Below are 26,247 nucleotides of genomic sequence, written 5' to 3' on the forward strand. Positions count from 1 at the left end.
ACAATGAAACTGAAATTCGGAACAGTTGAAGAAGATGTAGTAACAAGAGAAGAATTCCCTCTTGAGAAAGCCAGAGAAGTACTTAAGGATGAAGTGATTGCTGTGTTGGGCTACGGCGTACAGGGCCCAGGTCAAGCACTGAACCTTAAAGACAACGGTTTTAATGTCATCGTCGGCCAACGTAAAAACTCCAAAACTTGGGACAAGGCTGTGGCAGACGGTTGGGTTCCTGGTGAAACGCTTTTTGAACTGGAAGAAGCCTGTGAAAAAGGTACTATTCTTCAGTTCTTGCTTTCTGATGCAGGTCAGATCGCTCTTTGGCCTACCGTTAAAAAGCACCTTACCCCTGGGAAAGCCCTTTATTTCTCCCATGGATTCGGCGTAACATACAAAGACCAGACCGGTATCGTGCCACCAGAAGATGTGGATGTGATCTTGGTAGCACCAAAAGGTTCAGGAACTTCTTTGAGAAGAATGTTTGTAGAAGGTAGAGGCTTGAACTCTTCATTTGCCATCTACCAAGATGCTACGGGTAAAGCCAGGGAAAGAGTGATTGCACTTGGTATCGGTGTAGGTTCTGGATATCTATTTGAAACTGATTTCTACCGTGAGGTGACTTCTGACCTTACTGGTGAAAGAGGTACCTTGATGGGCGCTATCCAAGGAATCTTCGCAGCCCAGTACGAAGTGTTGAGAGAAAACGGTCACTCTCCATCTGAAGCGTTTAACGAAACGGTGGAAGAATTGACCCAAAGCTTGATGCCATTGGTCGCTGAAAACGGTATGGACTGGATGTATGCAAACTGCTCCACTACGGCCCAAAGAGGTGCTTTGGACTGGTGGAAACCTTTCAGAGATGCTTCCAAGCCAGTATTTGAGCAACTTTACAAGAGTGTAAAAGACGGTAAGGAAGCTGCTAAATCCATTGAATCCAACAGTAAGGCTGATTATAGAGAGAAACTGGAAGTGGAGCTGAAAGAACTAAGAGAGTCTGAAATGTGGAAGGCAGGCGCAACTGTCCGCAAACTAAGACCAGAGAATAACTAATTTAAACTTTACGGAAAGTCTGGCCAAGGGAATTAAATAGAACTTTTGGCGTGTTATAGCTGATAGACTTTCCCACAAGTGGACTTTTGGGAGGAATGGGTGAAAATTGGAGATGTTTTGTACCTGTTCCTCCCGAACTTTATGACGATTGACAACAGAAGCGATGGAAAAGAAAACATTATTTGATAAAGTCTGGGATGAGCACGTAGTCAAATCCGTTCCAGGCGGGCCTGATGTATTTTTCATAGATAAACATTTTATCCATGAAGTTACCAGCCCCGTGGCATTCCTTAACCTTGAAAATCGAGGAAACAACGTACTCTTTCCCGAGCGTACGGTAGCCACTCCTGATCACAACGTGCCTACCATCGATCAGGACAAAACCATTAAAGATAAGCTTTCCCGCATGCAAGTGGAAAAGTTACGCGACAACTGTAGCAAGTACGGAATTGAATTGCACGACTTGGGGACAGACCACCATGGTATCGTGCACGTGATCGGTCCAGAACTGGGCATCACCCAGCCGGGGATGACCATTGTTTGTGGCGATAGCCATACCTCTACACACGGTGCTTTTGGGGCGATAGCCTTTGGGATCGGTACCAGTGAAGTAGAAATGGTATTTGCTTCACAATGTATCATGCAGTCCAAGCCTAAGCGCATGCGTATCACCGTTAATGGTGAGCTTGGAAAAGGCGTAACCTCTAAGGATATTATCCTTTACATCATCTCCAAGATCTCTGCCAGTGGTGGTACCGGGTATTTTATCGAATATGCGGGTTCTGCCATCCAAAGCTTGAGCATGGAAGCAAGGATGACCATCTGTAACATGAGTATTGAGATGGGAGCCAGAGGTGGATTGATCGCTCCAGATGAGGTGACTTTTGATTATTTGAAGGGAAAAGAACATGCACCCAAAGGGGAAGATTGGGACAAGGCAGTGGAATACTGGAAATCCCTCAGAACCGATGAAGGAGCTGAATTTGATTTGGAATATACCTATGATGCCGAGGACATCGAGCCAATGATTACCTATGGTACCAATCCTGGTATGGGCATCAAGATAAAAGATATCATTCCTACCACAGAAGGTATGGAAGGGAGCAATAAAAAGACTTATCTGAAGTCATTGGATTACATGGGATTTCAGCCTGGCGAACCCATCAAAGGAAAGAAGATCGATTATGTTTTTGTAGGAAGCTGTACCAATGGCCGGATCGAAGATATCCGTGCAGTAGCGGAGTTTGTGAAAGGTAAGAAAAAGGCGGACAACATTACCGCTTGGATCGTACCGGGTTCCAGGGAAGTGGAAAGCCAAGCCATTGAAGAAGGGCTGGTAAGTATCTTGGAGGAAGCAGGTTTCAAATTGCGCCAGCCAGGATGTTCTGCTTGCTTGGCCATGAATGATGATAAGATTCCTGCAGGTAAATATGCGGTGTCTACCTCCAATAGGAATTTTGAAGGCCGTCAAGGACCAGGAGCAAGAACCTTGCTAGCATCTCCGTTGACCGTAGCTGCTGTTGCCATCACCGGCGAAGTGGCAGATCCACGTGAAGTTTAATCAAAAATCGATCAAGAAAATGGCTTACGATAAGTTCAATATATTAAAAAGTACTGTAGTGCCGTTGCCCACAGAAAACGTGGATACGGACCAAATCATCCCCGCGAGGTTTCTGAAGGCTACCGAAAGGAAGGGCTTTGGGGACAACCTTTTCCGGGATTGGAGATATGACAGTGAAGGAAATCCGAAGGCTGACTTTGTGCTGAACGACGCTACTTACTCTGGTAAAGTATTGGTGGCTGGCAAGAACTTCGGATCAGGTTCCAGTCGTGAACATGCGGCATGGGCGATTTATGACTATGGTTTTAGATGCGTGGTCTCCAGTTTCTTTGCAGATATATTCAAAAACAATGCGCTGAACATCGGCATCCTGCCCGTAACAGTGACCCCTGAGTTTTTGGAAGAGATTTTTGCTGAAGTAGAAAAAGATCCTGCCACTGAAGTAGAGGTGGATATTGAGAAGCAGACCATTACCCTTCTCAGCACCGGGAATTCAGAGTCTTTTGATATCAATTCTTACAAGAAGCAAAACATGCAAAATGGTTTTGACGATATCGATTACTTGCTGAACATGAAGGATCAAATCGTTGAATTCGAAAAAACGAGAAAATAACAAGGCTAGTAAAAGTACATTCAAGCGGTGGTAGGTCTTATCATGGCTTGAATGTCTTTTTTGTCTAGCAACTTGATACGCAATACCAGATATGAATTACCATCATGCGTCTTGATAAGAAAGTAGAAATCATGGATACCACGCTGAGGGATGGCGAACAGACCTCGGGAGTGTCCTTTTTGCCCTCCGAAAAACTCCAAATTGCCAAGTTGCTACTGGAGGAATTAAGGGTGGATAGGATCGAAGTGGCATCTGCACGGGTTTCGGAAGGGGAACTAGAGGGAGTAAAGAAGATCACGCATTGGGCGGCCGAAAAAGGATACCTGGACTGTGTAGAGGTGTTGGGTTTTGTGGACACTCCTGCATCGGTGGACTGGCTGACAGAAGCCGGGGCGAAAGTATTAAATCTCCTGACCAAGGGATCGCTTAACCACCTGACCCACCAGCTGAAAAAGACACCGGTGGAACATTTCGCCGCCATTGAAAAGTGTATCCATTACGCCAATGAAAAGGGGATTTCGGTGAATGTCTACCTGGAAGATTGGAGCAGTGGTATGCGCCATTCTAGGGATTACACCTTGGAGTTGATAGCCTTTTTGGCCGATCAGAATGTGAAGCGGGTCATGCTGCCCGATACTTTGGGCCTTCTGAAACCTGCTGAAGTAGCCGAATATGTTGGTTTGGTGAGTGAGCAATTTCCTGAAGTACATTTTGATTTCCATGCCCATAACGATTATGACCTTTCGGTGGCCAATGTCATGGAGGCCATAAATCATGGTATTTCAGGTATCCACACCACTGTAAACGGACTAGGCGAACGGGCCGGGAATGCACCGCTGGAAAGTGTCGTAGCCACCCTGTCGGATTTTACGACAGTAAAGCTAAATGTCCAGGAAAATAAAATTTATCGTATCAGCAAGTTGGTCGAGCAATTTTCCGGACTTCATATTCCTTCCAATAAGCCCGTAGTTGGCGAAAATGTCTTTACACAGACGGCAGGAATCCATGCCGATGGGGACAATAAAAAGAACCTCTATTTTAATGATTTATTGCCTGAGCGTTTTGGCCGTACACGGAAATATGCTTTGGGAAAAACCTCTGGAAAGGCGAATATCCTTAAAAACCTCCTGGAGCTGGGGATTAAGCTGGAACCGGAAGAGCTCAGCAAGGTGACCCAAAAGATCATTGAGCTGGGAGATCGAAAAGAACGGGTGACCACGGAGGACCTTCCCTATATCATTTCTGATGTCCTTCAGAATAATTCTATTAAGAAGGATATCAGCATCGAAGGGTATCACATGACCCACTCCAAAGGGCTTAAGCCTACCGTGCAACTCAAACTGAAATTTAAAGACCAATTTTACGAGGCACATGCTTCTGGAAACGGTCAATTTGATTCTTTTATGCTGGCCCTGCAAAAGATCTATAAATCCCTTAATAAGAAACTTCCCAAATTGACGGATTTCAGCGTGAGCATCCCTCCCGGAGGGAAGACAGATGCTTTTGTGGAGACCGTGATCACGTGGGATTATGGTAGGATCATCAAGACCAAAGGCTTGGACAGTGACCAAACCGTGGCCGCGATGATGGCCACCGAGAAAATGCTCAATATCATCGAACAAATCGATTCAGGAAATCGAGCATGAGGTGAGCGTCACTCAGAGGAATGGTTATTGGTCAGGCGTGATGCCAAGCCTGCCGAAATGCCGCATACCGGCATCCGGGCACATGGCCCTTGAAAATCAGTAATAAATACATCAAAAACCAGAAAATATAAATTTGTATGGAAATGAATATAGCGCTGCTACCAGGTGATGGTATCGGCCCTGAAGTGATCGAACAAACGGTAAAAGTGGTCAAAGCCGTAGGAAAGAAGTTTGGCCATACCATTACTTTTAAAGAAGCTGTCGTAGGTGCTGCAGCGATTGATGCTACAGGAAATCCCTATCCTGATGAAACCCACGAGATATGCCTCCAGGCAGATGCTGTATTGTTTGGTGCCATCGGTGATCCCAAATACGACAATGACCCCAAGGCAAAAGTAAGGCCTGAGCAAGGTCTTCTGGCCATGCGGAAGAAGTTGGGATTGTTTTCCAATGTGCGTCCTACTTTCACTTTCCCTTCATTGATCCATAAGTCGCCTTTGAAGAAAGAGCGAATTGAAGGAACTGATTTGGTGTTCTTGAGGGAATTGACCGGTGGGATTTATTTTGGTGAGCCTAGAGGACGAAACGAGCAAGGCACCAAAGCCTTTGATACCAATGTGTATACGAAAGAGGAAATTACCCGATTGGCAAGAATGGGCTTTGAGTTTGCCCAAAAAAGAAGAAAATTATTGACCTGTGTGGACAAGGCCAATGTATTGGCTACTTCACGTCTCTGGAGGGAAACGGTCCAAGAGCTGGAGCCTGAATATCCTGATGTGAAAGTGGAATATGAATTTGTGGATGCGGTAGCCATGCGCCTGATCCAATGGCCAAAAGCCTATGATGTATTGATTACCGAAAACTTGTTCGGGGATATTCTTACAGATGAGGCCAGTGTGATCAGTGGATCTATGGGATTGATGCCCTCTGCTTCCTTGGGAACAGATGTGAAATTGTTTGAACCGATCCATGGCTCATACCCTCAAGCAGCAGGAAAAGATATCGCCAATCCATTGGCTACGGTACTTTCTGCGGCCATGATGTTTGAATATGCCTTTGACCTGAAGGATGAAGCCAAGGCCATTTCTGATGTGGTGAACCTTTCACTGGCCGAAGGTGTGGTGACGGAAGATATCGCAGAAGAGAGCAAGCCAAGCAAAACCTCTGAAGTGGGTGACTGGTTGGCTGCACAGATCTTAAAGTGATCCTTATTAATGGATATGAATAGTTGAAGACGGAACCCATTTGGGTTCCGTTTTTGTTTGCCGTGCATGCTAAACATCAGTGTTTTTTCACTAACTTAATCCCCATGACCGCAAACCTGATCAATACCATCCTTTCACTGATTGAGCTTGATGAGAATGGGGTCAGTGAGCTAAAAGCGATCAGTCAAATCAGGCGTTTTTCCAGTGGGGAGCATTGGATTAGGGAAGGGCAGGTGCCGCGGTCTTTTGGTTTTGTGGAGAAAGGGCTGTTTCGAATTTATTATGCAGATGCCGAGGGAAATGAAGTCACCAAGGGCTTTTTTCAGGAGGGAAGTTTCCCTACGGCTTATACCGCTTTGCAGACGGGAAGTCCTTCTTTTTTTTCCATCCAAGCATTGGAAGGTGCCCAATTAGTGACTATTGATTATGCAAGGTGGTTGGAGATGTACCGTGCCGATCCTGTTTGGAAGGATTTTTTGATTGTCATGCTGACAAAAGGGTATATGAAGAAGGAAAAACGGGAAAGGGAACTGTTACAGCTGTCAGCAGCAGAGAGGTATCGTGGGTTTTTAACCGAATATCCCGGCCTCGAATCAAGGATTAAGCAACATTTCATCGCATCCTATCTTGGGATTACCCCTGTAGCCCTTAGCCGCATTCGCAAGAAAATGAGATGCATTAACCTAGGTTAATGTAATGATCGTCAAGAGGTGCCAAATTAGCGGAAAAACAATCCGTTATGAAACTACAAAACCAAACCATTTTGATTACGGGCGGCAGTTCAGGGATCGGGCTGGAACTGACCAGAAGATTGGCCAAGGAGAACCAGGTATTGATCTGTGGTAGGTCCATGGAGAAGTTGGCTGCGGCGGAGAGACAAGTTCCCGGGGTACATGCCTTTTCTTGTGACCTGTCCCAAGTGGCTGACCGTCAACAGCTCTTTGAATGGGTTCGCGATCGACACCCTGATTGCAATGTCCTGATAAACAATGCAGCATTGGTACATCGAACCAGCTTTCAGGATGATCCAGCGATGATCCCCAAAATGAGATTGGAGGTCGAGACCAATTTGATGGCCCCTATGGAAATATCTAAATTGTTTTTGCCCTTATTGGAATCAAAAAGGAATGCCCAGCTAATCAATATTACTTCTGGTCTGGTGTATGCTCCCAAAGGTGCCTATCCCATTTATAATGCCACAAAAGCAGCGTTGCATAGTTTTACCCAAACCCTTCGATTACAGCTAAGGAATTCCTCGATAAGGATTAGGGAAGTCTTGCTGCCTGTGGTGGATACGCCTTGGCATCAAGGAGAAGTGCCTAAGATGGCTATCAGTGCTGAGGATGCGGTTACTAGAATGCTTAAGGGACTGGAGACCAGCAGGGAAGAAATCCGGATAGGCAAAGTGAAATTGCTTTATGTGATTTTCCGGCTTTCCCCAAAATTGGCCTCTGCCATCATCAACCAAGCTTAGCTTCTCAGCCGTCGCATCATTTCTTGAACCCCTTCTAAATACATGTCCGTTACAGTGGCATCAGGAGTGGTGTCCCAATTGTTGTTGATGCCATTTCCACCAAGCATCACTCCGTCTTGCCGGGGAATGAAGTATACACCTCCCATGCTGGCGCGATAGCGTAATTCCGGCTGGGGGACTAAAAACGCCAATTGACCTGATATCGGCATGAGCTCTTCATCCCCAAACAATTCAAGTGATCCCAATCCTGTACAATTGGCAATATGCTGCTGCGGAAGATTGTCGATGTCTTCCAATCGGTTAAATGTTTTTATTTCTATTTTTCCACCAGCCAGTAAAAAATCGTCCCGAAGCATTTTCATGTATACCGGAATGTTGAAAATAGTGGTTGGTGATCGGTACACGGTGGATCGTTTAAATGGATTTTCCCTTCTATTGAGTAATGTGGACGATGGATAGAAGTCCATGTCGGAAGTAAATAGTTTGTCATGAAGTGAATAGTGATTATATGAATCTGTGGATGGCTTTTCTTGACGAATGCTGTAGCTTTCCATCCAATCTACCATGTGCTGAATGCCCAGTAATCGTTGAAAAGCATCGTAGGAATACTGGCAGGCCTTCTGAAACATTGCAGCAAATGCTGGGGTAAGCCTATCTGGATTCAATAACCTGGATGTAGGAGACCAAGTGCCGGTGGCTAAGGCAGAAGTTACATTGGGATAGACGTCTTTGGTGTAGATGGTGACATGATATCCTTTGTTTTGAAGGGTTCTGGCCGTGGATAAGCCACTGATGCCACAGCCTATTACGGCGATTGTTTTGGGATGTGTTTTTTCAATCAGTTCTGCGGCGAGCATTGCAGTACCCCAAGAAAGTGACCAGCCACTACCTCCATGGCCATAATTATGTGCAATGGTCTTATTGCCCAACTCCTGTAAGGCAACCCTGGGACCGCTTTGGCGGAATGGCCTGAGCCCAACGGTTTCTTTGATGATACGCTTTTTTGATACCATCACCTTGGGCAGCTTGGGATGGTTAATATAAAAATTGGCTGTTGAACCTGTGGGTAGATAGTGTGTACATGCACCTAAACTGGCAGTTCCAATACCGGCCAATGCGGCTTTTTTGAGAAAATCTCTTTTGTGATTTTTCATCTTGTTCCCCTTGTAGATCATGAATGGTAAATGAGATTAGTAATGGGGAATTCCGCAGAAGGATCGAAATGGGTATTATTTTGAATAACAATTACTAAACTAAGGGAATTATTTTAAAAATATAAAAAAGAGGGAAGTGTAATTAGGGAAAATTAAAAATAGCGAATTAGGAACGGCATGTTCCATAGATCTATTGGAAAAACAGACACGATAGAAGGGTTTGAAAATAGGGCGTAAAGCACTTCGTGCCTTGGCAACTAAAGGTAAATTCTCGATGTCGCCAAGGCACGAATGGTTTATTTTTTATCGGAAAACTTTTCCATGATTTCTTCAGAAATACCCGTGTTTGAATAACCTCCATCATGATAAAGGTTCTGCATGGTAACCATTCTGGTGAAGTCAGAGAACAGCGATACAATGTATTCAGCACAAGCTTCGGCAGATGCATTTCCCAATGGAGAAACCGAATCGGCAAAATTATAGAAAGCGTCAAATCCTCCGATACCTGATCCTGCAGTGGTGACGGTAGGAGACTGGGAGATGGTATTGACCCTTACTTTCTTGGATTTCCCAAAACGATATCCAAATCCCCTGGCGATGCTTTCCAAAAGGGCTTTGGCGTCGGCCATGTCAGTATAAAAAGGAAATACACGTTGGGCAGCGATATAAGAAAGTCCTACAATCGAACCCCATTCGTTCATGATATCTTTTTTCTCGGCTACTTGCATCATTTTGTGAAATGATACGGCAGAGACATCATATGATTTCATCGCCCAATCATAGTTGAGGTCGCCGTAAGCACGGCCTTTTCGGATGTTTGGAGACATACCGATGGAGTGCAATAAAAAGTCAAAATTACCTCCTAAATATTCCTTGGCTTCATCGTAGAGCTTTTCAAGGTCTTCCACAGAAGTGGCGTCGGCCGGGATGACAATCGTGTCACACTCCTTGGCCAGTTCATTGATAGCGCCCATTCTCATGGCGATCGGGGCATTGGTCAATACAAACTTGGCACCCTGCTCTTTGGCTTTCAATGCAGTTTTCCAGGCGATGGAATTTTCGTCCAGTGCGCCCGTGATGATTCCTTTTTTTCCTTTAAGTAGGTTCTCAGGCATGATTTATTTTTAAATTGATTATTCTCTAAATGCTAACAGGTAAAATTAATTAAAATTTCCCCTTTTTTTACAGTATATTTCTGAATATTGCCTTATAAACAGCGCAGAAATAAATCAGCGTGGCTCCGGTTGGGAGATCTTACTTTCCTAAAAGATCCATGGCACTTTTTACAGCACTTTCCGAAGGATTCGCTCCAGCGATCATTTTAGCGATTTCCGTTACGCGTTCCTCTTGGTTTAGTGCGCGGATTTTACTCATTGTTTTAGCGGCACTGTTATCTTTATAAACGAAGTAATGTTTCTCACCCTTGGCGGCTACCTGTGGAAGGTGACTGATGCAGATGACTTGGTGTCTTTTGGCAATTTCCTGCATCATCTGTACCATCTGAAGGGCCACCTCACCGGATATTCCAGTGTCTATTTCATCAAAGATCAGCGTAGGAAGGGCAACTTTATCGGCCATGATGTACTTGATCGCAAACATCAGCCTGGAAAATTCACCACCTGAGGCTACTTGGCGGATAGGCTGGGGTTTTACGCCTTTATTGGCCGTAAAGAGGATTTCCACTTCATCTTTACCAGAAGGAGTGGGGTCAGTTGTTCGGTGTGATATTTCTATATTGGCATTTTCCATGCCCAGATGAGCCAATAGCCCTGTGATTTCTTCCGCAAATCCCTTGAAATGACGTTGACGTTTTTGCGAAAGCTTAGCTCCTGTTTGGGAAAGTATTTCCCACGTTTGGTCCATTTCGGCCTTTAGCTGCTCCAGCTCTTCATCCAGGTTGCCTATCTGAAAAGCTTTATCGGCCAGCGTTTTTTCGAGGGCTATAAGTTCTTCTACCGTCTGCACACCATGTTTTTTCTGGAGCTGGTAGATCTTACTGAGCCGTTCCCTGATCTCTTCGAGCTTGTCAAAATCAACCTCGATTTTACCATCTTCATCTTCTAAACTCGCAGCAATGTCATTTACTTCAATGCATACACTATCAAATCGCTCTTTGAGCTCATCAAAACGGCTGCTGTACCTGCCCAGTTGTTGGAATCCTTGGTTGATCTGCATGAGCAGGGTGGTGGCTCCTAATTCGTCGCCGTTAAAAAGCTGTAGGTTTTCATTGATCTTGGATTTGATTTCCTCGGCATTGTCCAAGACTTCCTGTTCGTTTTCCAAGGTTTCTTGTTCCCCTTCCTGCAGTTGGAGAGCAGAGAGCTCTTCTAGCTGAAATTGATTGAAATCGGCTTCCTTACGTAATTCAGCGGCTTCATGTACTAGCTTTTCATAGGACTTTTTGGCTTTTCTGTATGCGGTGTATGCCGTGGAATACTGTGTTTTTTCCGTTTTGGTATCAGCAAATGCATCGATTAGACTGAGCTGGTATTCACCGGCGGCCAAGAGCAGGGTGTCATGCTGCGAATGGATGTCCATCAATGCTTTCCCCAACGATTTTAGGATGTCTAACTTTACGGGAGTGTCATTCACAAAGGCCCTGGACTTGCCTGCTGGGGTGATTTCCCTGCGAATAATACACTGGGGATCATAGTCCAGGTCTTCCGCTTGAAAATAGGCTTCCAAACCGTAATTGGCGATTTCAAATACGCCTTCAATGATGCATTTTTTCTCATCATTGAATAGCGCTTTGGTGTCGGCACGGTTTCCCAACAATAGCCCAATGGCTCCCAGCATAATGGATTTACCCGCTCCGGTTTCACCTGTAATCATGTTTAGCCCCTTTGAAGGCCCCATTTCAAGGGTTTCAATCAAGGCGTAGTTGGTGATGCTCAAGTTCTTTAGCATACAATAAAATCGGTTTTCAGCTTAGCGAATGTAAAGTTACAAGGATTTTTATGGTTGTAAAGTCGAATGATGGTAAGCTTGTCAAGTTTAGCGTTGACCTTCCCTTATTCGCGACTTTTGGATGACCTTTCCTGGGAAGCAAAGAGGCCTACTACAAAATAGCATTGTATTTTCTGGCATTGTTGGGGTCCACTTGAAGCAGGTACTCCACCGCTTGCGCTTTGAGGTCTTCAGGGGCATTTTTGAGCACTTTGGCGATTTCATCTGATTTTGCATCCATAAAGGAAATGGTGAGAATACTGTTGGGCTGGATGTTATTGACCTCTGAAAGCTTACCCAATGCTTTTGTGATGTTCTCGTATGCTTTTTCGGAATTTTGGGTCAGCATGTCTAGGCCTCTGCGGTGGTAAAGGTAATAGGCTTCTCGTATGGCTCTGGTGACCTGAGAGCTGTATAATTCATCAATTAGCCAATAGCGATTCCGCCGGTTGCTAGGGTCTTGGTCCCATCCGAGCCTGGAAGATTGCAAGGCATTGGAGACAATGTTGTTTGCAATCTCAAAATACGGTTCGCCGCCCTCTGGAGAAAAGGTGTCATAATCAATCCCAATGACAATGTAGGCGTAATAGGCAAGAAGCGAAGTGATTTCGTTCAGATAGGAATAGCGGTTAAATTCCATGGGCTGAGATTCCTTGAATTCAAAATTCCAGTTCCTGTCCACAAAATTAAAGGTGAGGGTTTCATAACTGGTGCCATATACTGGTCTTACAGCTTGGATCTGAACAGTCGCTTCGAAGTATCCCACCTGCGGCATATCGTTAATGGTGATAAGCATGTTTCCCTTGATCCTTTCTGCGGCATCGTATTGGTCATTGGACCAACTTCGCCCATTGAGAAACTGCTCGAAGGAGTTTTTCATCTGGTCAAAAATGTCCTTGTTTTGGGTCCTGGCACGGTCACTGTTGATGGTGACGGTAAAATTCAGTTCCTGGGCCATCCCTTGGAAGGTAATGGAGAAAAATAATAGGAATAAAAAGAAATGGTTTCTCATATGCTCAAAATATTGCCCCTAAATATAAAAAAATATGGTTGGAATTGACTTCCCGCTAAAGGTCTTTTACAATGTGATCTACGATCAAGGCCGCTACCGCTGACTTAGGCAGCAATGGGGAAGCATCGCTCTTTCCAGACTTATGATAAATCGTGATTTTATTGGTGTCATGCTTGAACCCAGCACCTTTGTCCTGCATGGAATTCAGGACTATAAAATCGAAGTTTTTCTCTTTCAGTTTGGCCAATGCATGCTTTTCCTCTTGGTTGGTTTCCAGCGCAAACCCTACATGGTATTGGTCTTCCGATTTTTCTTTGCCGAGGGTTTTGGCGATGTCTATATTCTTTTTGAGGAGAATGCTGAGGTCATCAGTTGATTTCTTGATTTTTTCCTGGGCCTGAACCGCTGGTGCATAGTCGGCTACCGCTGCCGCAAAAACACTGATTTTGGCATGGGGATGGGCTTTTTGGGCGGCCTCGAACATGTCCTGTGCACTGGTGACATGGACGGTGGTAATGTTGGGATGGTGGCTTTTTTCGTGGGATGGTCCCATGACCAGCGTGACTTTAGCGCCTCTGTTGGCCATGTTTTCAGCAATGGCCACTCCCATCTTGCCACTGGAGTGATTACCGATGTACCGCACCGGATCAATGGCCTCTTGTGTTGGTCCTGCCGTGACCAGAGCGGTTTGATCTTTTAGGTCACTTGAAGTGTGAAAATGCGAAATTACTTTTTCCACGATGTGTTCTGGTTCCCTCATTCTTCCTTGACCACTCAGGCCGCTGGCAAGCTCACCACTTTCTGCATCCAGAAGGATGTTGCCAAAGGTTTGAACAAGGTAAAGGTTAGACGTGACCGCTGGATGCTGGTACATGTCCAGGTCCATGGCTGGAGCCAGCATCACTGGACACCTTGCGGACAGGTAGGTGGCGACAAGCAAATTATCCGAATTGCCGTGGGCAAGTTTGGAAAGTGTGCTGGCACTCAAAGGGGCAATAATAAAAAGATCTGCCCATAAGCCCAATTCGACATGATTGTTCCATTCACCTGTGTCGTCCTTATGAAATCGGTGGTAAACAGGTTTCTTGGAGAGGGTCGAAAGGGTAAGGGGAGTAATAAAGTCAAGAGCAGAAGTACTCATGATGATTTGTACTTCTGCTCCTTCTTTGACCAATAGCCTGGTCAAATGAGCTGCTTTATAGGCGGCTATACTGCCTGTGATGCCCAGTAATATGCGTTTGCCCTGCAGCTGCATCTGCTTTTATAGTTCTTCTCCGCTTTCTTCTTCAGGTCTTCTGAAGTGTACTTTTCCTTCCAAGTATTCTTCCATGGCCAAAGTAGAAGGCTTCGGCATTCGCTCATAGAACTTGGAAATTTCGATCTGCTCTTTGTTTTCGAATACTTCTTCCAAGTTGTCCACAGTGGAAGCAAATTCAGACAATTTAGTGTTGAGTTCTTCCTTAGTAGCCAAGGAGATTTGCTTGGCCCGCTGGGAAACGATATGAATGGACTCGTACAAGTTGCCGGATACGGCTGCGACTTTGTCCAAGTCTCTAGTGATAATTGAAGGATTAACTGCCATATGAATCAATTGTTTATTTTCTTTATTTAATTGGAATTGGCTCCAGTTTCAGGAGTAACGGCTTGTTCAAGTTCTTTGTTCTCTTCCGCTTCTTTTTCTTGTGCCTCCCTAGCTTCTTGCTCTAGTTTCCTGAGCTCATCGTATTGTTTCTTCATCTTTTGATGAGAAGTGAGCTCTTCTTTGGTTTCTGCAATTAAGGTAGCTACCTCATTCTGATACTCACTTTTGGGATATTTCCGTTGGAATTCATCTCCAAATTCAAGGGCTTGATTGAGTCGCTCTTCTTTCTTGTTAAAGACACTTCGCTCAGCATAAGCCGAACTGACCTCTACCAACTTAAAGGCAAGCTCTTCGTTGTGTTCACTGTTGGGATAGGATTTAACGAAATTCTGGAAGTTTACAATGCAGGCCAAATAAAACTGTCCGGGGAAAAGTCCTTCTGTCAAACGATAATACATGCTGGCCTCTTCATAGGCTTTTTTCTCAAAACGAGATTGCAGGTTATCGATCATGCCCATTGCTCTTTCGTAAGAATCCGATTGCGGAAAACGGTTGATGAACTGTTGGATGGCGGCGACTGCTTCTCGGCTACTCTTTTGGTCCAAGTTGTAATCAGGTGCATCCAAGTAAAGGGAGTAAGCGTGCATGAAAAGCGCTTCTTCGGCTAAGGGGCTACGGCTGAAGCTTTCATAAAAGGTGTTGAAATAACTCGCTGCCTCGATATAGCGCTTTAACCTAAAATGCGCATAGGCGTAGTTAAACTGCGCCAATTCCGACTTTTCACTACCACGAATTACGGGAAGGACCTTATCATAGAGAATAATGGCCTTGTTGTACTCTCCTTCTTCGTAGTATTCATTGGCTGCGGTATAAACTTCGTCCCAATTGGTGCTTTTTTCCAATTTGTAGAATTTTCCACAAGCACCAAGGGTCAATACCATTGCCAAGAGCAATATATGTCTAATTGTATTCTTCATATTTTCAATCTGCAAATATAAGGGAATTTGATTCGGTATCAAAGTTACTTTGGAGCGATGTATGGAGACTTATTTTTTGACAACGAGCTTTTTGGTGACGATATTTTTTCCATCCACCATTAGTGTGTAAAAATAGACCCCTGGATTGAAATCGCTCACGTTAATGAGGACGGTTTTTTGTTGGGGAGAAAGGGCGAGCTCCTCGATAGGGTTACCGATAAAACTATTGATGAGCAATTTAATGTTTGCATTGGGGTTTTTAATTTGGTAATCAATTTGTGCGATCCTATTACTGGGATTGGGATAGACACTTCCAAACGAAATGTCTTTGTGGTTGATGGCTTCATCATCCTTCGGGGCAAATGCTTCGTATGTCCCTTCGATGATGAAAACATCCCGTAAGTTTGCCGTATTGGAGAAATGTAGGTCAAAAGTTCCCTTGGTTTCGGTGATGCCCAATTTAAATTCAATGTACAAATCCGTGAAGATTTCATTGGGCGCTAGGGTGACTTTGATTTTGGAGATGTCCATTCTTGGATCAAAACAGGTATCGCCTATGCATACTTTGATGTCCTGAGAAGAACCGATCTCTCCTCTCATGAACTTCATGATGTATTCTTTCTTTTCGTTTGAGGTGTTTTGTAGAATGATGGATTTGCGTTGGGTATCATCAATTTTACCCGTAAACTGCACTTTTTCGCTCAAGACATGCACCTGCCTGGCTTCAGCTGTGACAAGCTGAAATAACATGAAAATAAAAATGAATAGCGATAAAAAATTTTTCATGTAGATGCTCTCTCGATATGATATTCGTTTAAGTGTATGACTTTCTAAATCTTATACGTATAAAAATACCGATTAGGTTTGTGGTTTTAAAGGAAAGTGGGTTAAAAAATGTTAACCCCTTTAAAATTTTTTTTAAGCGGTAACGTTTGTTAAAATTTGTTAACACTAAAAACGCCTAACTTTTCGTTTTTGCTTGGTCTTTGAGCCATTTTTCTATAATGAGTTGGATGTCATCTTCGTCAGGATAAGGGATGCGGATATTGGGTTCGTTAAAAAGGTTTTGAGGATTTTCCGGTTGTTTGATCGGGGTTCGCCATTCCAGGAGTATTTCTAATGTGGGGCGTTCTTCTGCTCTCCAGACAAATCCTTCAAGCTTGGTATTTTCTTCATTGAGCATATGTGGAGGGGTGAAGGAAGCCTCCGGATTAATGGTATGATTGATTTTGACCACATTGCCATTCTCAAAATGCATGAAGATTTTCCCACATAAAAGGGAGTTTACCCCTTGGAGAGTGGTGTCATTTTCGAGGGCAAAGTAAAGAGATTCTCCATTTCCTTCCACTTCCAGGAGGCTCATGTCACCGTCTTCAAAAAAGCCGACCATCTGGCGCCCTTTGATTTGATTGAAATTCGCGATAGTATCCGCTGTGATGGCAAAGGCATTGTCTTTCAAAAAAGCCCTGTCGATGTCCTCATTGGCGATTAGGAAGTGGATGCTGTCGGCAGAAATTTGGCTTTTATTGTTCCATAATAATGGATCACCGTAAAGGTAAATGGTAGAGTCCGCGTACATGTAGACCGTGGAATCCGCCCTGCCTGACATTTCCCCTTTGATCATACGGGTGTTTGGGTAGGCGAGCATATGACGGTTTGCCGCAGCTTCACTGTCCTGACTGATCAACGTGTCCGCTGCCATGTACATGGTGTCCGCTTCAAAATACTTCTGCACTAGTGCGTTGCCATAAACTTCTGAGTATTTTTTTTCTTCCCAATACTTGCCTACATCACCAAACACTTCAATGTTACGTTCTTTGTTAAAAATGCTGACATTGTCCTTGCCTTCGTAATATTTTTTGGTTTCATCATAAAAAAGTTCATCTCCCGTGACTTTACTGGTTTCATTCTCTACATCCCCTTCATAAAACCTGAACAGTTTGTTCTGGGTGTCATAATAGCTTCCCTTTTTGGCGTTAAGCTCATCTCCTTTTTCAGACCGGATATTGGTAAGCCCTTCTGTTTCTGCGATTTTTGGGACGGTAAAATAATATAGAATGTTTGATTTCAGGGTGTATTCTGGGTTGACCAAAATGACATTGTCGGTGAAGGTGATTTTTTCCTCTTGCGTTTCGTAAAGCCCTTTTTGGCTGGTGAGCACATTGGTGCTGTCCACTACTTTGCCGGAATTAAAATATTCGGCCACTCCTGACCTTCTGTTGTAATCTAAAAAATTCGTGTACAAAGTGGTTCCGGCCTTCACGAAGACGACATTGTCCCGTAATTTGGCCATGTAGGTGTTGCCGTTGTAATCGGCATAATAGCAGGTAATGGTGATCGTGTCCTTGGGGTTTTCTATTCTGACATTGCCAAAAAGCTCTGATTTGTTCCCTTTTTGATCATAATAAGCAGAGTCACAGTAAATGGTGAACTCTTTTTGCTTCATGATGATGTTGCCGTAGACTTTTTGGATCTGTGTAGCTTCGACCCGATGAATGCTATCGGCTTTATTTAAGCCGAGGAAATCCCTGGATTGTTGTGCCTTGGAGAGCTGGGCACTGAGGATAAAACACCATAAAGTTACGAAATATGTAAAGGTCTTTTTTAGCATTTGGATACGTATCAGCGACAAAATTAATCAAAAATGGTATTTTTGGGTTATGCTCGATCAGTTTATCAACCATATACGGACAAAAAACATTTTGGATACCTCCAAGGCTTATTTGTTAGCAATCAGTGGAGGTATCGATAGTGTGGCATTGGCTTGGCTACTCAAGAAAGCAGGGGTGGTTTTTAGAATTGCCCATTGCAATTTCGGGCTTAGAGGAAAGGAGAGTGACGGCGATGAGGCTTTTGTCAAGGCCTTGGCAGAAAACCTTGGGGTGGCCATTTCCGTGGAGCGATTTGACACCAAGGGATATGCGGCTTCCCATGGAGTATCCACTCAAATGGCCGCGAGAGATTTGCGATATGAATGGTTCGAATCACTCCGTAAACAGCATGGTCTTCATGGGATTATCGTGGCACACCACGCAGACGATCAGCTGGAGACCATTTTGCTGAACCTGATGCGGGGCACAGGAGTAGAGGGGATATATGGCATGTCCGAAATCAGAGAACATGTGATCAGGCCCTTGCTGCCTTTTACCCGTGGGGAGTTGGAGGGATTTATGAAACGCGAACAACTGGATTGGAGAGAAGACAGTTCGAACAGCCAAAGTGATTATAAGCGAAATTTCCTTCGGAACGAAGTATTGCCGCTGTTGAAAACCTATGATGATCGAGTAGAGGAAAAGCTTCACATGAGTTTTGATAGGTTGAAAGATACGGGCAAGGCTTTTTTTTATCTGTATGAGCAGTGGAAAAGCCAAGCGGTCAAGCAGGAAGGTAATGTGTATTTTCTGAAAAAGTCCGCGTTGGAAAAGGTGCCGGGGAAGTCCAGTATGCTTTACTACTGGCTGCGCGATTATGGTTTCAATGCATCCCAAACTGCGGATATGCTGGAGGTGATGTGGTCTGATGAAGTCGGACAGCGTTTCGAATCAGGGGACTTCATGGTCAACATTGACCGGGATCATCTGTTGCTGGGGAGAAAACGAGCTCCTTTTGCTGAGCAAAATCTGGGAAAAACCGATGTGGAGTTGGTTTTTGAGGACAAGGTATACGACATTTTGGTGATGGGGGGAGATGCGGCACTGGATACCCGAAATGCAAATGCCATGCTGGACAGGGACAGCTTGAATTTTCCTTTAAAATTAAGAAAATGGAAAGAGGGTGATCGGTTTAGACCGCTGGGTATGAAAAAGTTTAAGAAAATAAGTGATTTTTTAATAGATTTGAAAGTACCAGTAATTGTCAAAAATGACATAAAGGTACTATGCGATGAGAGTGGGGAAGTGGTTTGGGTGGTTGGATATCGGGTAGATGACCGATTTAAGGTCACTTCCGCCACCAATGAGATTATGTATTTTAAGTTAAAATAGGAATTTTATGCTTAATCCTTTTAAAAGGACTTACACGGAAGATGAATTGAAGGTTTTTGAGTTTTTAGCCAGAACCCAGTTTTTTAATTATTTAAAGTATGCAGAAATGTATCGGTTTCTCCCTGCGATACATTACCGAAAATATAACAAGGATGAGGTAGTGTTTTTCCGAAATGATCCTAGCCAAGCGCTATACATCGTGAAAAGTGGCATCGTGTCGTTAAACGTCGATATTAGAGAAAATTTCGAAACGATATTTAAGGTGCGGGAAGGGGTGGCATTTGGCGAAAATTCCCTCCTTGACAATGCCAAGCGGATTTATACCGCGGTGGTGGAATCTGAAGAAGCGGAGTTGATGGTGATCCCCAATTATGCCATTAAGGAGATTTTTGATACTTCGCCCAAAGTAAAGGCCAAGATGCTGACTTCCCTAGCCACTTACTATGACAACAGGAACCATCAACTGTTTTCTTCATATCGTAAGTCGTTTGGCTTTTTTAACCTGAGCCAGATGTTTGAATAAACAGGTTTCGCGATAAAGAACAAAGAAACGTATGCCCGTCCCAAATGTCTCTTGTCGGGATCTCCACGCGGTCAACCCTTTCCACATTTCTACCATCCCAAATCAAACGCTAACTATTCAATTGATTGCTTTAAATAATACCCATTCTTTAATATCTTAGCGGAGCTTTTAAAAAATATACAAATTAATTAAACAAATCATAAATCATGACTAAAGTAACCGTAGTTGGAGCTGGTAATGTGGGCGCTACTTGTGCTGACGTATTGGCTTACAGAGAAATCGCTGAAGAGATCGTTTTGGTAGATATCAAGGAAGGTGTGGCTGAAGGTAAAGCACTTGATATTTGGCAGAAAGCCCCTATCAATGCGTATGATAGCAGAACAGTAGGCAGCACCAACGATTATACAAAAACAGCAGGATCTGATGTTGTTGTAATCACTTCAGGGTTGCCGCGTAAGCCAGGGATGACACGTGACGACCTGATCGAGACCAACGCAGGTATCGTGAAGTCGGTAACAGAAAATGTGGTGAAGCATTCTCCGGATGCCATCATCATCATCGTTTCCAATCCATTGGATGTGATGACCTATCAGGCACATATCACTTCAAAAATGCCGCGTACCAAAGTAATGGGCATGGCTGGTATTTTGGATACGGCACGTTATCGTGCGTTTTTGGCCGAGGCCTTAGATGTGTCGCCAAAAGAAATCCAAGCCATCTTGATGGGAGGACACGGTGATACGATGGTGCCACTTCCAAGATATACGACTGTAGCCGGTATCCCGGTAACCGAACTAATCGAAAAAGACAAGCTTGATGCGATCATCGAAAGAACTAAATTCGGTGGGGGTGAGCTTGTGAAGCTAATGGGAACTTCCGCGTGGTATGCACCAGGTTCTGCTGCTGCTCAAATGGTAGAGGCTATCCTTAAAAACCAACGAAGAGTATTCCCTGTTTGTGTGAAATTAGACGGAGAATATGGTATCGATGATTGCTACTTGGGCGTGCCTGTGATCCTGGGTAAAAACGGAATCGAAAAAGTAATCGAGCTGGACTTGAACGAAGACGAGAAAGCCCTTTTGGAGACTTCCAGAAAGCACGTAAAAGAAGTGATGGCCGTCCTTGATAGTGTCGGTTCTAAATAAGTACTTATTGATCATGTGAATTAGTTATTAAAATCCCGGCAACTGCCGGGATTTTTGCTTTTTTAAAGCGCTATTTATTTGTAAGAACATTTTCATGTCTTTATTTTACAACTATAAGTAAATATATTTTCACGGGTTGAGTATGCTAAAGCGATTGTTAGTAGTCCTGTTGGTTTTGGTGATTGGTCTGGCCGGTTATCTTTTCTATACTTCAAGGGCATTCACGGGGGAGTTGGAGGCCATCGACTTGGTGTCCGATGATGCTATTTTTGTTTTCGAGACAAAAGAACCAGTAAAAGTCTGGAACCAATTGGTGAGCCAACCTATTTGGCAACGCTTATCTGCCGTTCCTTCGCTAAAAGATGTCGAAAACCAACTGGTCGTCCTGGACAGCCTCACCGGGAGGGGAGGGAAGCTGGAGAGTACGCTTAGTGGAAATAAATTTATCGTTTCTTTACATCCTACCGCCAAGTCAGAGTTTGATTTTTTGTTCTCTGTTGCGTTTGAGGACAAGAGTCAGGATCAATTTATCCAATCCATCAGGGATAAGGTGGATCCTGATCAGGTGCAGTCAAGAAGCCATAGCGGTGAGACCATCTATGAATACAAAAGCCCAGATCGCAATACCACACTGTCTTATGCAGTGTTGGAAAATGTGGTGGTGGCCAGTTACAATTCCTTTTTGATCGAAGAGGCCATTCGGTACGTTCAGTCGGATCATTTAAAGAGTTTTAGAGATACCTATAAAGAACTGTATGCATCCCAAAGTGAACCAAAAGATGGATTGGGAATCTTTCGGCTCGGAAGTGCTGGGGTTTCAAGTTTTATGAACGGAGTGGCCCAAAATGACCAGCTGGATTTTTCCCATAATCTCGCACAGCATCAGTTATCAGCCAATTTAGAATTGAAGTTTGCCGAAAATAAGATTTTCTTGGATGGCTTTACCTTTTATAAGGATGGTGATAAGGTTGATTTTTCCAATGGCAAGAAAGGCGGCGGAAGCCTTTTTAGTAATTTCATTTCGAACAGGACGGCCGTATATTTTCAGTACAATGTGAACAATATTGACCAGCTTGAGCGAATAGGAAATGCTGCGTTTGCTCCGAAAAACACCCTCATGGGGGAAGTGGACAAAAATCTCAAGCAGCAGGGCTTTCTGGAAAATCTAAGTGGAGAGGTAGGGTATATGGTGCTGGAAAAATTGCCCAATTCCGATACGGACAAGGTGTTGATCCTGAAGGCTACGGACCCAGAAAAGGGGCTGAACCTCCTGAAGCGCTTCAACCTAAACCTCAATCAAGGCGATTCTTCCAAACTCCTGAGTGACCATTATAAGGAGCAGGAGCTATTTCTGATAAACCAACCTGAATTTCCTGCCCACCTGTTTAATGGGCAGTTTTTAGGGTTTTCCCATACTTACATTACGCAATATCAAGACATGCTTGTCTTAGGCAATACCACGAAGGCCATAAAAATATTTGTGGATGATATTTACAATGACAACACGTGGGGCAGGTCCCTGAACCAACGGCGTTTTCTGGAAGGGGTATCCAAAAATGCAGGCTTTAATTTTATCGTTAATATTCCCCGTTTTTGGAATACCCTGCTGGAGACAAGTTCGCCACATTGGAAAGGGCTATTTCAGAAGTATGCCCCTCAGCTAAAATCCATTGACCTCATGGCCTTGCAGCTAAGTGAAATCGGCGACGAGCAATATGTCAATTTGGAACTTGGTTATAACCTTAAACCCATCAAGGAGGTGAAGGACATCGTCCTGACCGAAAGCATGGGGCTTCAGTTTAGTGAGCCCTTGATCTATGGCCCGAAGACCTTGGAGAATTTTAATGATAAGAGTACTGATTTTGTGGTGCAGGATGCCTCCAATACCATTCACTTTTTTAATGATGAGGAAGAGCGCATTTTTTCTAAGCAGCTGGAAGGAAAAATCAAAGGGGATGTTTTTCAAATTGACTATTACAAAAACGGAAAACTCCAGCTGGTGTTTGCCACAGAGCGTATGATTTATGCTTTTGACCGCTTGGGTACCGCATTACCGGGTTATCCGATCAGGCTGCCACAGCAAGAAGCGGTGACCCATATGAGTTTGGTTGACTATAACCATACCCGGGATTACCGGTATTTTGTGGCCACCACCAATGGCGATCTGTATATTTTTGATAAGCGTGGAAACAACTTGGAGGGCTGGACGCCTCGTAAGACGTCAGGGACGCTAGCGGCTGCTCCTGAGCATCACCGCCTTTCAGGGGTGGGGGACTACATGGTCGCACTTAATCGGAATGGAGAACTGTACATCATGAACAGAAGGGGCGAGCTACAGACCGGAGCCCCGATCAACCTGGGCGAAGGAGTCTCCAGTGACTATGCCCTTATCCAACGCGGCGACAAGGGCGATACCCAAATCGTAACGGTAACGGCAGAAGGAGAAGTCATTCGGGTCAATTTCCGTGGTGAGCTGACTTTCCGTAACCAACTGCTCCGTCCGGACAAGCATACACGGTTTTCGCTGGTGAAGGACCAGATGGGGGATCGGTATTATTTTGTGGTTCAGGAGTATAATAAAATCAGCATCTTGGACAGTGAGCTAGAAGTGGTCTTTGAGAAAAACATGGTTTCTGAAAACCTGGATTATCAGTTCTTTAGTTTTGGGGGAGACAAAAATATTTTTGTGGTCATCGATCGCGTGCAGGAATTTATCTTCCTCTATAACCTGGAAGGTGAATTGCTGAACACCAGGCCTCTTGACGGTAGCCACAGAGTGGAAATTAAATATTCCGGCAGTAAAAATGAATATACCATTTATGCGATACACCAAAATCAGTTTTCAGCATATAAGCTTCCTTTGTGATGATGGGGGGATATGCGCGTAAATGTGTAGTTTTGCGGGGAATAAAAAAAACTAATCATGGTGGTGCGATTTAGATTTCTTTTACTTGGATGGTTGCTTTTAGTGAGCAACGTTCTGTATGGGGTTGATGGTGAATTCGATAAGGATTTTCCCCAAATACAGGACACCGCTTCTTACGTCAACCTGTCTACCCCCTATACCACTACGCTGACCTTTTTCCTTAACCTGGAAGAAAGGAATTTTAAACCTGAAAATGCAGCAAAAACCTTGGGAGGAGATTTAACTCCCGAGCAAGCGAGAAAACAGGTGGTTAAGCTCAAGCAAATTTTTGATGGGCAAGGGGTTTTTGTGGATGTGGATAATGTGCCCAATGAGGCAAACTATACAGATTCTACCAGAAGCTACCAAGCCAAATACTTTTACGATAACAACAGGCTGCCGAAGATATTCCTGGAGAAGACGGGAGACAAATGGAAGTTTTCCAGTTATACCGTTTCCCAGATCAATGAACTGCATAAGGAAACTTATCCGTATGGGACCGCCAAGCTGCTGAACTTGCTGCCCAAAATTGGCCAACAGGTATATTTGGGATTGCACTTATGGCAATTGTGTGGGATATTTTTGCTGGTGCTCTTTGTCTTTACAGCCCATAAGCTGTTTACATTTATTGTGGATCGGGGGATGTTTCATGTTTCGCTTAAGCTCGGCTATAAGCAAGTGGCGGAAACCTACCTGCTTCCGGTGGCACGTGTAATCAGCATTTATTTTGTAGTACTCCTGGTCGATATCTTTATACGCGTATTGCAGCTGCCGATAGAGGTGGTGTCATGGATTGTCATCTTGCTGAACGCGGCAAAGCCACTTATCATAACCATCGTATTTTACAAATTAGCAGATTTGTTGTCAGCCTACTTTGAGCGGCAGGCAGACAAGACAGAATCCAATTTGGACGATCAATTGGTACCCTTGGTGAGGAAAACCTTAAAGGCTTTTATCATCATTGTAGGTTCGCTGTTTATTCTTAAGAATGGACTGCAGGTAGATATTTGGCCATTTTTGACGGGACTTTCCATTGGTGGCTTGGCCTTTGCCTTGGCCGCACAGGATACCATAAAGAATTTCTTTGGCTCGGTGATGATTTTCATCGACAAGCCTTTTCAGGTAGGTGATTGGATTACCAGTGGGGATGTAGACGGAACGGTAGAGGAAGTAGGGTTTCGTTCCACCCGGGTACGTACCTTCAGAAATTCACTGATGTACATTCCCAATGGCCGGATCGCCGATGCCACGATCGATAACCATGGGCTCCGCCAATACAGGCGATTTTCCACAACGATTACCATTACTTACGGGACTCCTCCTGAGCTTATAAATGTGTTTGTGGAAGGTTTGCGTGAAATCGTAAAAAACCACCCGCTTACCAGGAAGGACTTTTATAATGTGTACTTTAATAACATGTCCGCTTATAGCCTGGATATCATGTTTTATGTGTTTTTTGAAGTGCCTACTTGGGGAGATGAATTAAAAGGAAGGCATGAAATCCTTATCCAGATCGTCAAGCTGGCCAACGAGCTAGGGGTGAACTTTGCATTCCCCACGCAGACATTGCACATGGAAACATTCCCGGAAAAGGAAGGACTGTCGCCGATTTATGAAGACAATGCCGATGCCTACAAGCAGCGACTGGACGCCTTTATCAAAAAGGAAATGAAGAAGTAGTTTTAGGAGGCTTTGGTCTTGAAAAAGCGTCCAATTCCCCAAATGCTTGCTCCCAAAAGGAGGATAAAAAGCAGCAGCTGAACGGTATCGGTCCGATTATCCAGGGCGGCAGAGAGGGAGCTGGCCGCTAGCCCTATCCCAAAAGCCATCAATGTCCGGGGAAGCATGCCCAGAAAACCGTAGAGTAGGATGTTTTTCCAACCGGCCTTGATCATCGCAAAGAGAATATTGGAGAGGGCAAAGGGAATGACCGGGCTGATCCTGGTAAAGAAGACCAAGCTGCCCAGATTGCTTCTTTTATCTTTAAAAAGGGCGTTTGCCTTCGGATAGTTTTTGAGTAATATTTCAAGGCTATTTTTGTCCAAGGCTAACCCCAACCCATACCCAATTAGACTTGCCAATGAATAGGAAATGATGACTGCCGGAAAAACCGGCCAGCCCCACCAGTAGCCAGCCAGAATCGCGAGAATCGTGGTGGGAGAAATGGCCAATCCCATCAGAAAAGCACCTGCCAAGATGAATAGAAGGTACTCGCTAGCGTGAACCACACCGGAGACTTCTTGGTGTTGGTAGGCATATCGGACCAAAAGCGAACTGCCAAGGACAGGCACCACCATTACCCAAAGCATGGAAAGGGCTATGAGAGGATTTTGACGATAGAGGGATTTTACTTTGGTGATGAAGCTGATGTTTCGAACCATGGATAGATGAAATCTACCTCGAAATTAGGTAAAAATATTTTGTTTACCTGCAGCAGTGGTGAAGTGGCTCCTGGAAGGGTGGTTTTTATTGCC

At 44.3% G+C, this 26,247-nt stretch carries 22 protein-coding genes; 12 read left to right on the top strand and 10 right to left on the bottom strand.

Annotated elements, in window-relative coordinates; translation table 11 throughout:
* The first annotated feature begins 3 nt into the window (after positions 1–3).
* From ilvC to ECHVI_RS10090, 7 genes are all read left to right on the top strand, one after another.
* Positions 4–1,047 (top strand): ketol-acid reductoisomerase, encoded by a 1,044-nt coding sequence (gene ilvC, locus ECHVI_RS10060; RefSeq protein WP_015265870.1) that lies wholly within the window; start codon positions 4–6, stop codon positions 1,045–1,047.
* Positions 1,048–1,210: 163 nt separating this feature from the next.
* On the top strand, positions 1,211–2,608 hold the full coding sequence (gene leuC / locus ECHVI_RS10065) for a 3-isopropylmalate dehydratase large subunit (RefSeq protein WP_015265871.1): 1,398 nt from the start codon (positions 1,211–1,213) through the stop codon (positions 2,606–2,608).
* Between the two features lie 19 nt (positions 2,609–2,627).
* The gene (leuD, locus tag ECHVI_RS10070; RefSeq protein WP_015265872.1) at positions 2,628–3,221 is read left to right on the top strand and encodes a 3-isopropylmalate dehydratase small subunit; all 594 of its coding nucleotides are present in this window, start codon (positions 2,628–2,630) and stop codon (positions 3,219–3,221) included.
* A 104-nt stretch (positions 3,222–3,325) separates the two neighbouring features.
* The gene (locus tag ECHVI_RS10075) at positions 3,326–4,867 is read left to right on the top strand and encodes an alpha-isopropylmalate synthase regulatory domain-containing protein (protein WP_052331420.1); all 1,542 of its coding nucleotides are present in this window, start codon (positions 3,326–3,328) and stop codon (positions 4,865–4,867) included.
* A 137-nt stretch (positions 4,868–5,004) separates the two neighbouring features.
* Positions 5,005–6,072: a 3-isopropylmalate dehydrogenase gene (leuB, locus tag ECHVI_RS10080; RefSeq protein ID WP_041738533.1), complete on the top strand. Its 1,068-nt coding sequence runs from the start codon at positions 5,005–5,007 to the stop codon at positions 6,070–6,072.
* 104 nt (positions 6,073–6,176) lie between these two features.
* Positions 6,177–6,764 carry a Crp/Fnr family transcriptional regulator gene (locus ECHVI_RS10085; RefSeq protein ID WP_015265875.1) on the top strand — a complete coding sequence of 196 codons (588 nt, stop codon included), beginning with the start codon at positions 6,177–6,179 and terminating at the stop codon, positions 6,762–6,764.
* A gap of 47 nt (positions 6,765–6,811) precedes the next feature.
* Positions 6,812–7,546: an SDR family oxidoreductase gene (locus tag ECHVI_RS10090; RefSeq protein WP_015265876.1), complete on the top strand. Its 735-nt coding sequence runs from the start codon at positions 6,812–6,814 to the stop codon at positions 7,544–7,546.
* On the opposite strand, the gene ECHVI_RS10095 is transcribed toward ECHVI_RS10090, so the two are convergent.
* The 9 genes from ECHVI_RS10095 to ECHVI_RS10135 all read right to left on the bottom strand — a co-directional run bounded on the left by ECHVI_RS10095 (position 7,543) and on the right by ECHVI_RS10135 (position 17,828).
* The gene (locus ECHVI_RS10095; RefSeq protein WP_245553470.1) at positions 7,543–8,700 is read right to left on the bottom strand and encodes an FAD-dependent oxidoreductase; all 1,158 of its coding nucleotides are present in this window, start codon (positions 8,698–8,700) and stop codon (positions 7,543–7,545) included. The two genes, ECHVI_RS10090 and ECHVI_RS10095, sit on opposite strands and share 4 nt — an antisense overlap.
* A gap of 296 nt (positions 8,701–8,996) precedes the next feature.
* A complete protein-coding gene (locus ECHVI_RS10100; protein WP_015265878.1) occupies positions 8,997–9,815 on the bottom strand; it encodes an enoyl-ACP reductase FabI in 819 nt (272 codons plus the stop codon).
* Positions 9,816–9,954: 139 nt separating this feature from the next.
* Complete coding sequence (gene recN / locus ECHVI_RS10105) at positions 9,955–11,607, bottom strand: DNA repair protein RecN (RefSeq protein WP_015265879.1); 1,653 nt, start codon at positions 11,605–11,607, stop codon at positions 9,955–9,957.
* Positions 11,608–11,758: 151 nt separating this feature from the next.
* Positions 11,759–12,658 (bottom strand): type IX secretion system protein PorD, encoded by a 900-nt coding sequence (gene porD, locus ECHVI_RS10110; protein WP_015265880.1) that lies wholly within the window; start codon positions 12,656–12,658, stop codon positions 11,759–11,761.
* 55 nt (positions 12,659–12,713) lie between these two features.
* On the bottom strand, positions 12,714–13,913 hold the full coding sequence (gene coaBC, locus ECHVI_RS10115; RefSeq protein WP_015265881.1) for a bifunctional phosphopantothenoylcysteine decarboxylase/phosphopantothenate--cysteine ligase CoaBC: 1,200 nt from the start codon (positions 13,911–13,913) through the stop codon (positions 12,714–12,716).
* 6 nt (positions 13,914–13,919) lie between these two features.
* Positions 13,920–14,240 carry a DNA-directed RNA polymerase subunit omega gene (locus ECHVI_RS10120; protein WP_015265882.1) on the bottom strand — a complete coding sequence of 107 codons (321 nt, stop codon included), beginning with the start codon at positions 14,238–14,240 and terminating at the stop codon, positions 13,920–13,922.
* A 26-nt stretch (positions 14,241–14,266) separates the two neighbouring features.
* Positions 14,267–15,217, bottom strand: a complete 951-nt coding sequence (locus tag ECHVI_RS10125) for an outer membrane protein assembly factor BamD (RefSeq protein ID WP_015265883.1) — start codon at positions 15,215–15,217, stop codon at positions 14,267–14,269.
* A gap of 69 nt (positions 15,218–15,286) precedes the next feature.
* Entirely contained in the window at positions 15,287–16,003 is a 717-nt protein-coding gene (locus tag ECHVI_RS10130) for a T9SS type A sorting domain-containing protein (protein ID WP_015265884.1), read from the bottom strand.
* Between the two features lie 175 nt (positions 16,004–16,178).
* Positions 16,179–17,828 carry an OstA-like protein gene (locus ECHVI_RS10135; RefSeq protein WP_015265885.1) on the bottom strand — a complete coding sequence of 550 codons (1,650 nt, stop codon included), beginning with the start codon at positions 17,826–17,828 and terminating at the stop codon, positions 16,179–16,181.
* A gap of 49 nt (positions 17,829–17,877) precedes the next feature.
* Between ECHVI_RS10135 and tilS the strand changes: the two genes are divergently transcribed.
* The 5 genes from tilS (at position 17,878) to ECHVI_RS10160 (ending at position 25,453) form a co-directional block, all read left to right on the top strand.
* Positions 17,878–19,200 carry a tRNA lysidine(34) synthetase TilS gene (gene tilS, locus ECHVI_RS10140; RefSeq protein ID WP_015265886.1) on the top strand — a complete coding sequence of 441 codons (1,323 nt, stop codon included), beginning with the start codon at positions 17,878–17,880 and terminating at the stop codon, positions 19,198–19,200.
* Positions 19,201–19,207: 7 nt separating this feature from the next.
* Complete coding sequence (locus ECHVI_RS10145) at positions 19,208–19,723, top strand: Crp/Fnr family transcriptional regulator (RefSeq protein ID WP_015265887.1); 516 nt, start codon at positions 19,208–19,210, stop codon at positions 19,721–19,723.
* Positions 19,724–19,929: 206 nt separating this feature from the next.
* Positions 19,930–20,868, top strand: coding sequence for a malate dehydrogenase (gene mdh, locus ECHVI_RS10150; protein WP_015265888.1), 939 nt, complete (start codon positions 19,930–19,932; stop codon positions 20,866–20,868).
* Between the two features lie 142 nt (positions 20,869–21,010).
* Positions 21,011–23,734: a hypothetical protein gene (locus tag ECHVI_RS10155; RefSeq protein ID WP_015265889.1), complete on the top strand. Its 2,724-nt coding sequence runs from the start codon at positions 21,011–21,013 to the stop codon at positions 23,732–23,734.
* A gap of 57 nt (positions 23,735–23,791) precedes the next feature.
* Positions 23,792–25,453: a mechanosensitive ion channel family protein gene (locus tag ECHVI_RS10160; protein ID WP_015265890.1), complete on the top strand. Its 1,662-nt coding sequence runs from the start codon at positions 23,792–23,794 to the stop codon at positions 25,451–25,453.
* A 2-nt stretch (positions 25,454–25,455) separates the two neighbouring features.
* Here the strand turns inward: ECHVI_RS10160 and ECHVI_RS10165 are convergent, their stop codons facing one another.
* Positions 25,456–26,154, bottom strand: coding sequence for a TVP38/TMEM64 family protein (locus tag ECHVI_RS10165; protein ID WP_015265891.1), 699 nt, complete (start codon positions 26,152–26,154; stop codon positions 25,456–25,458).
* Between the last annotated feature and the right edge of the window lie 93 nt (positions 26,155–26,247).

The organism is Echinicola vietnamensis DSM 17526, from assembly GCF_000325705.1.
GTDB lineage: Bacteria > Bacteroidota > Bacteroidia > Cytophagales > Cyclobacteriaceae > Echinicola > Echinicola vietnamensis.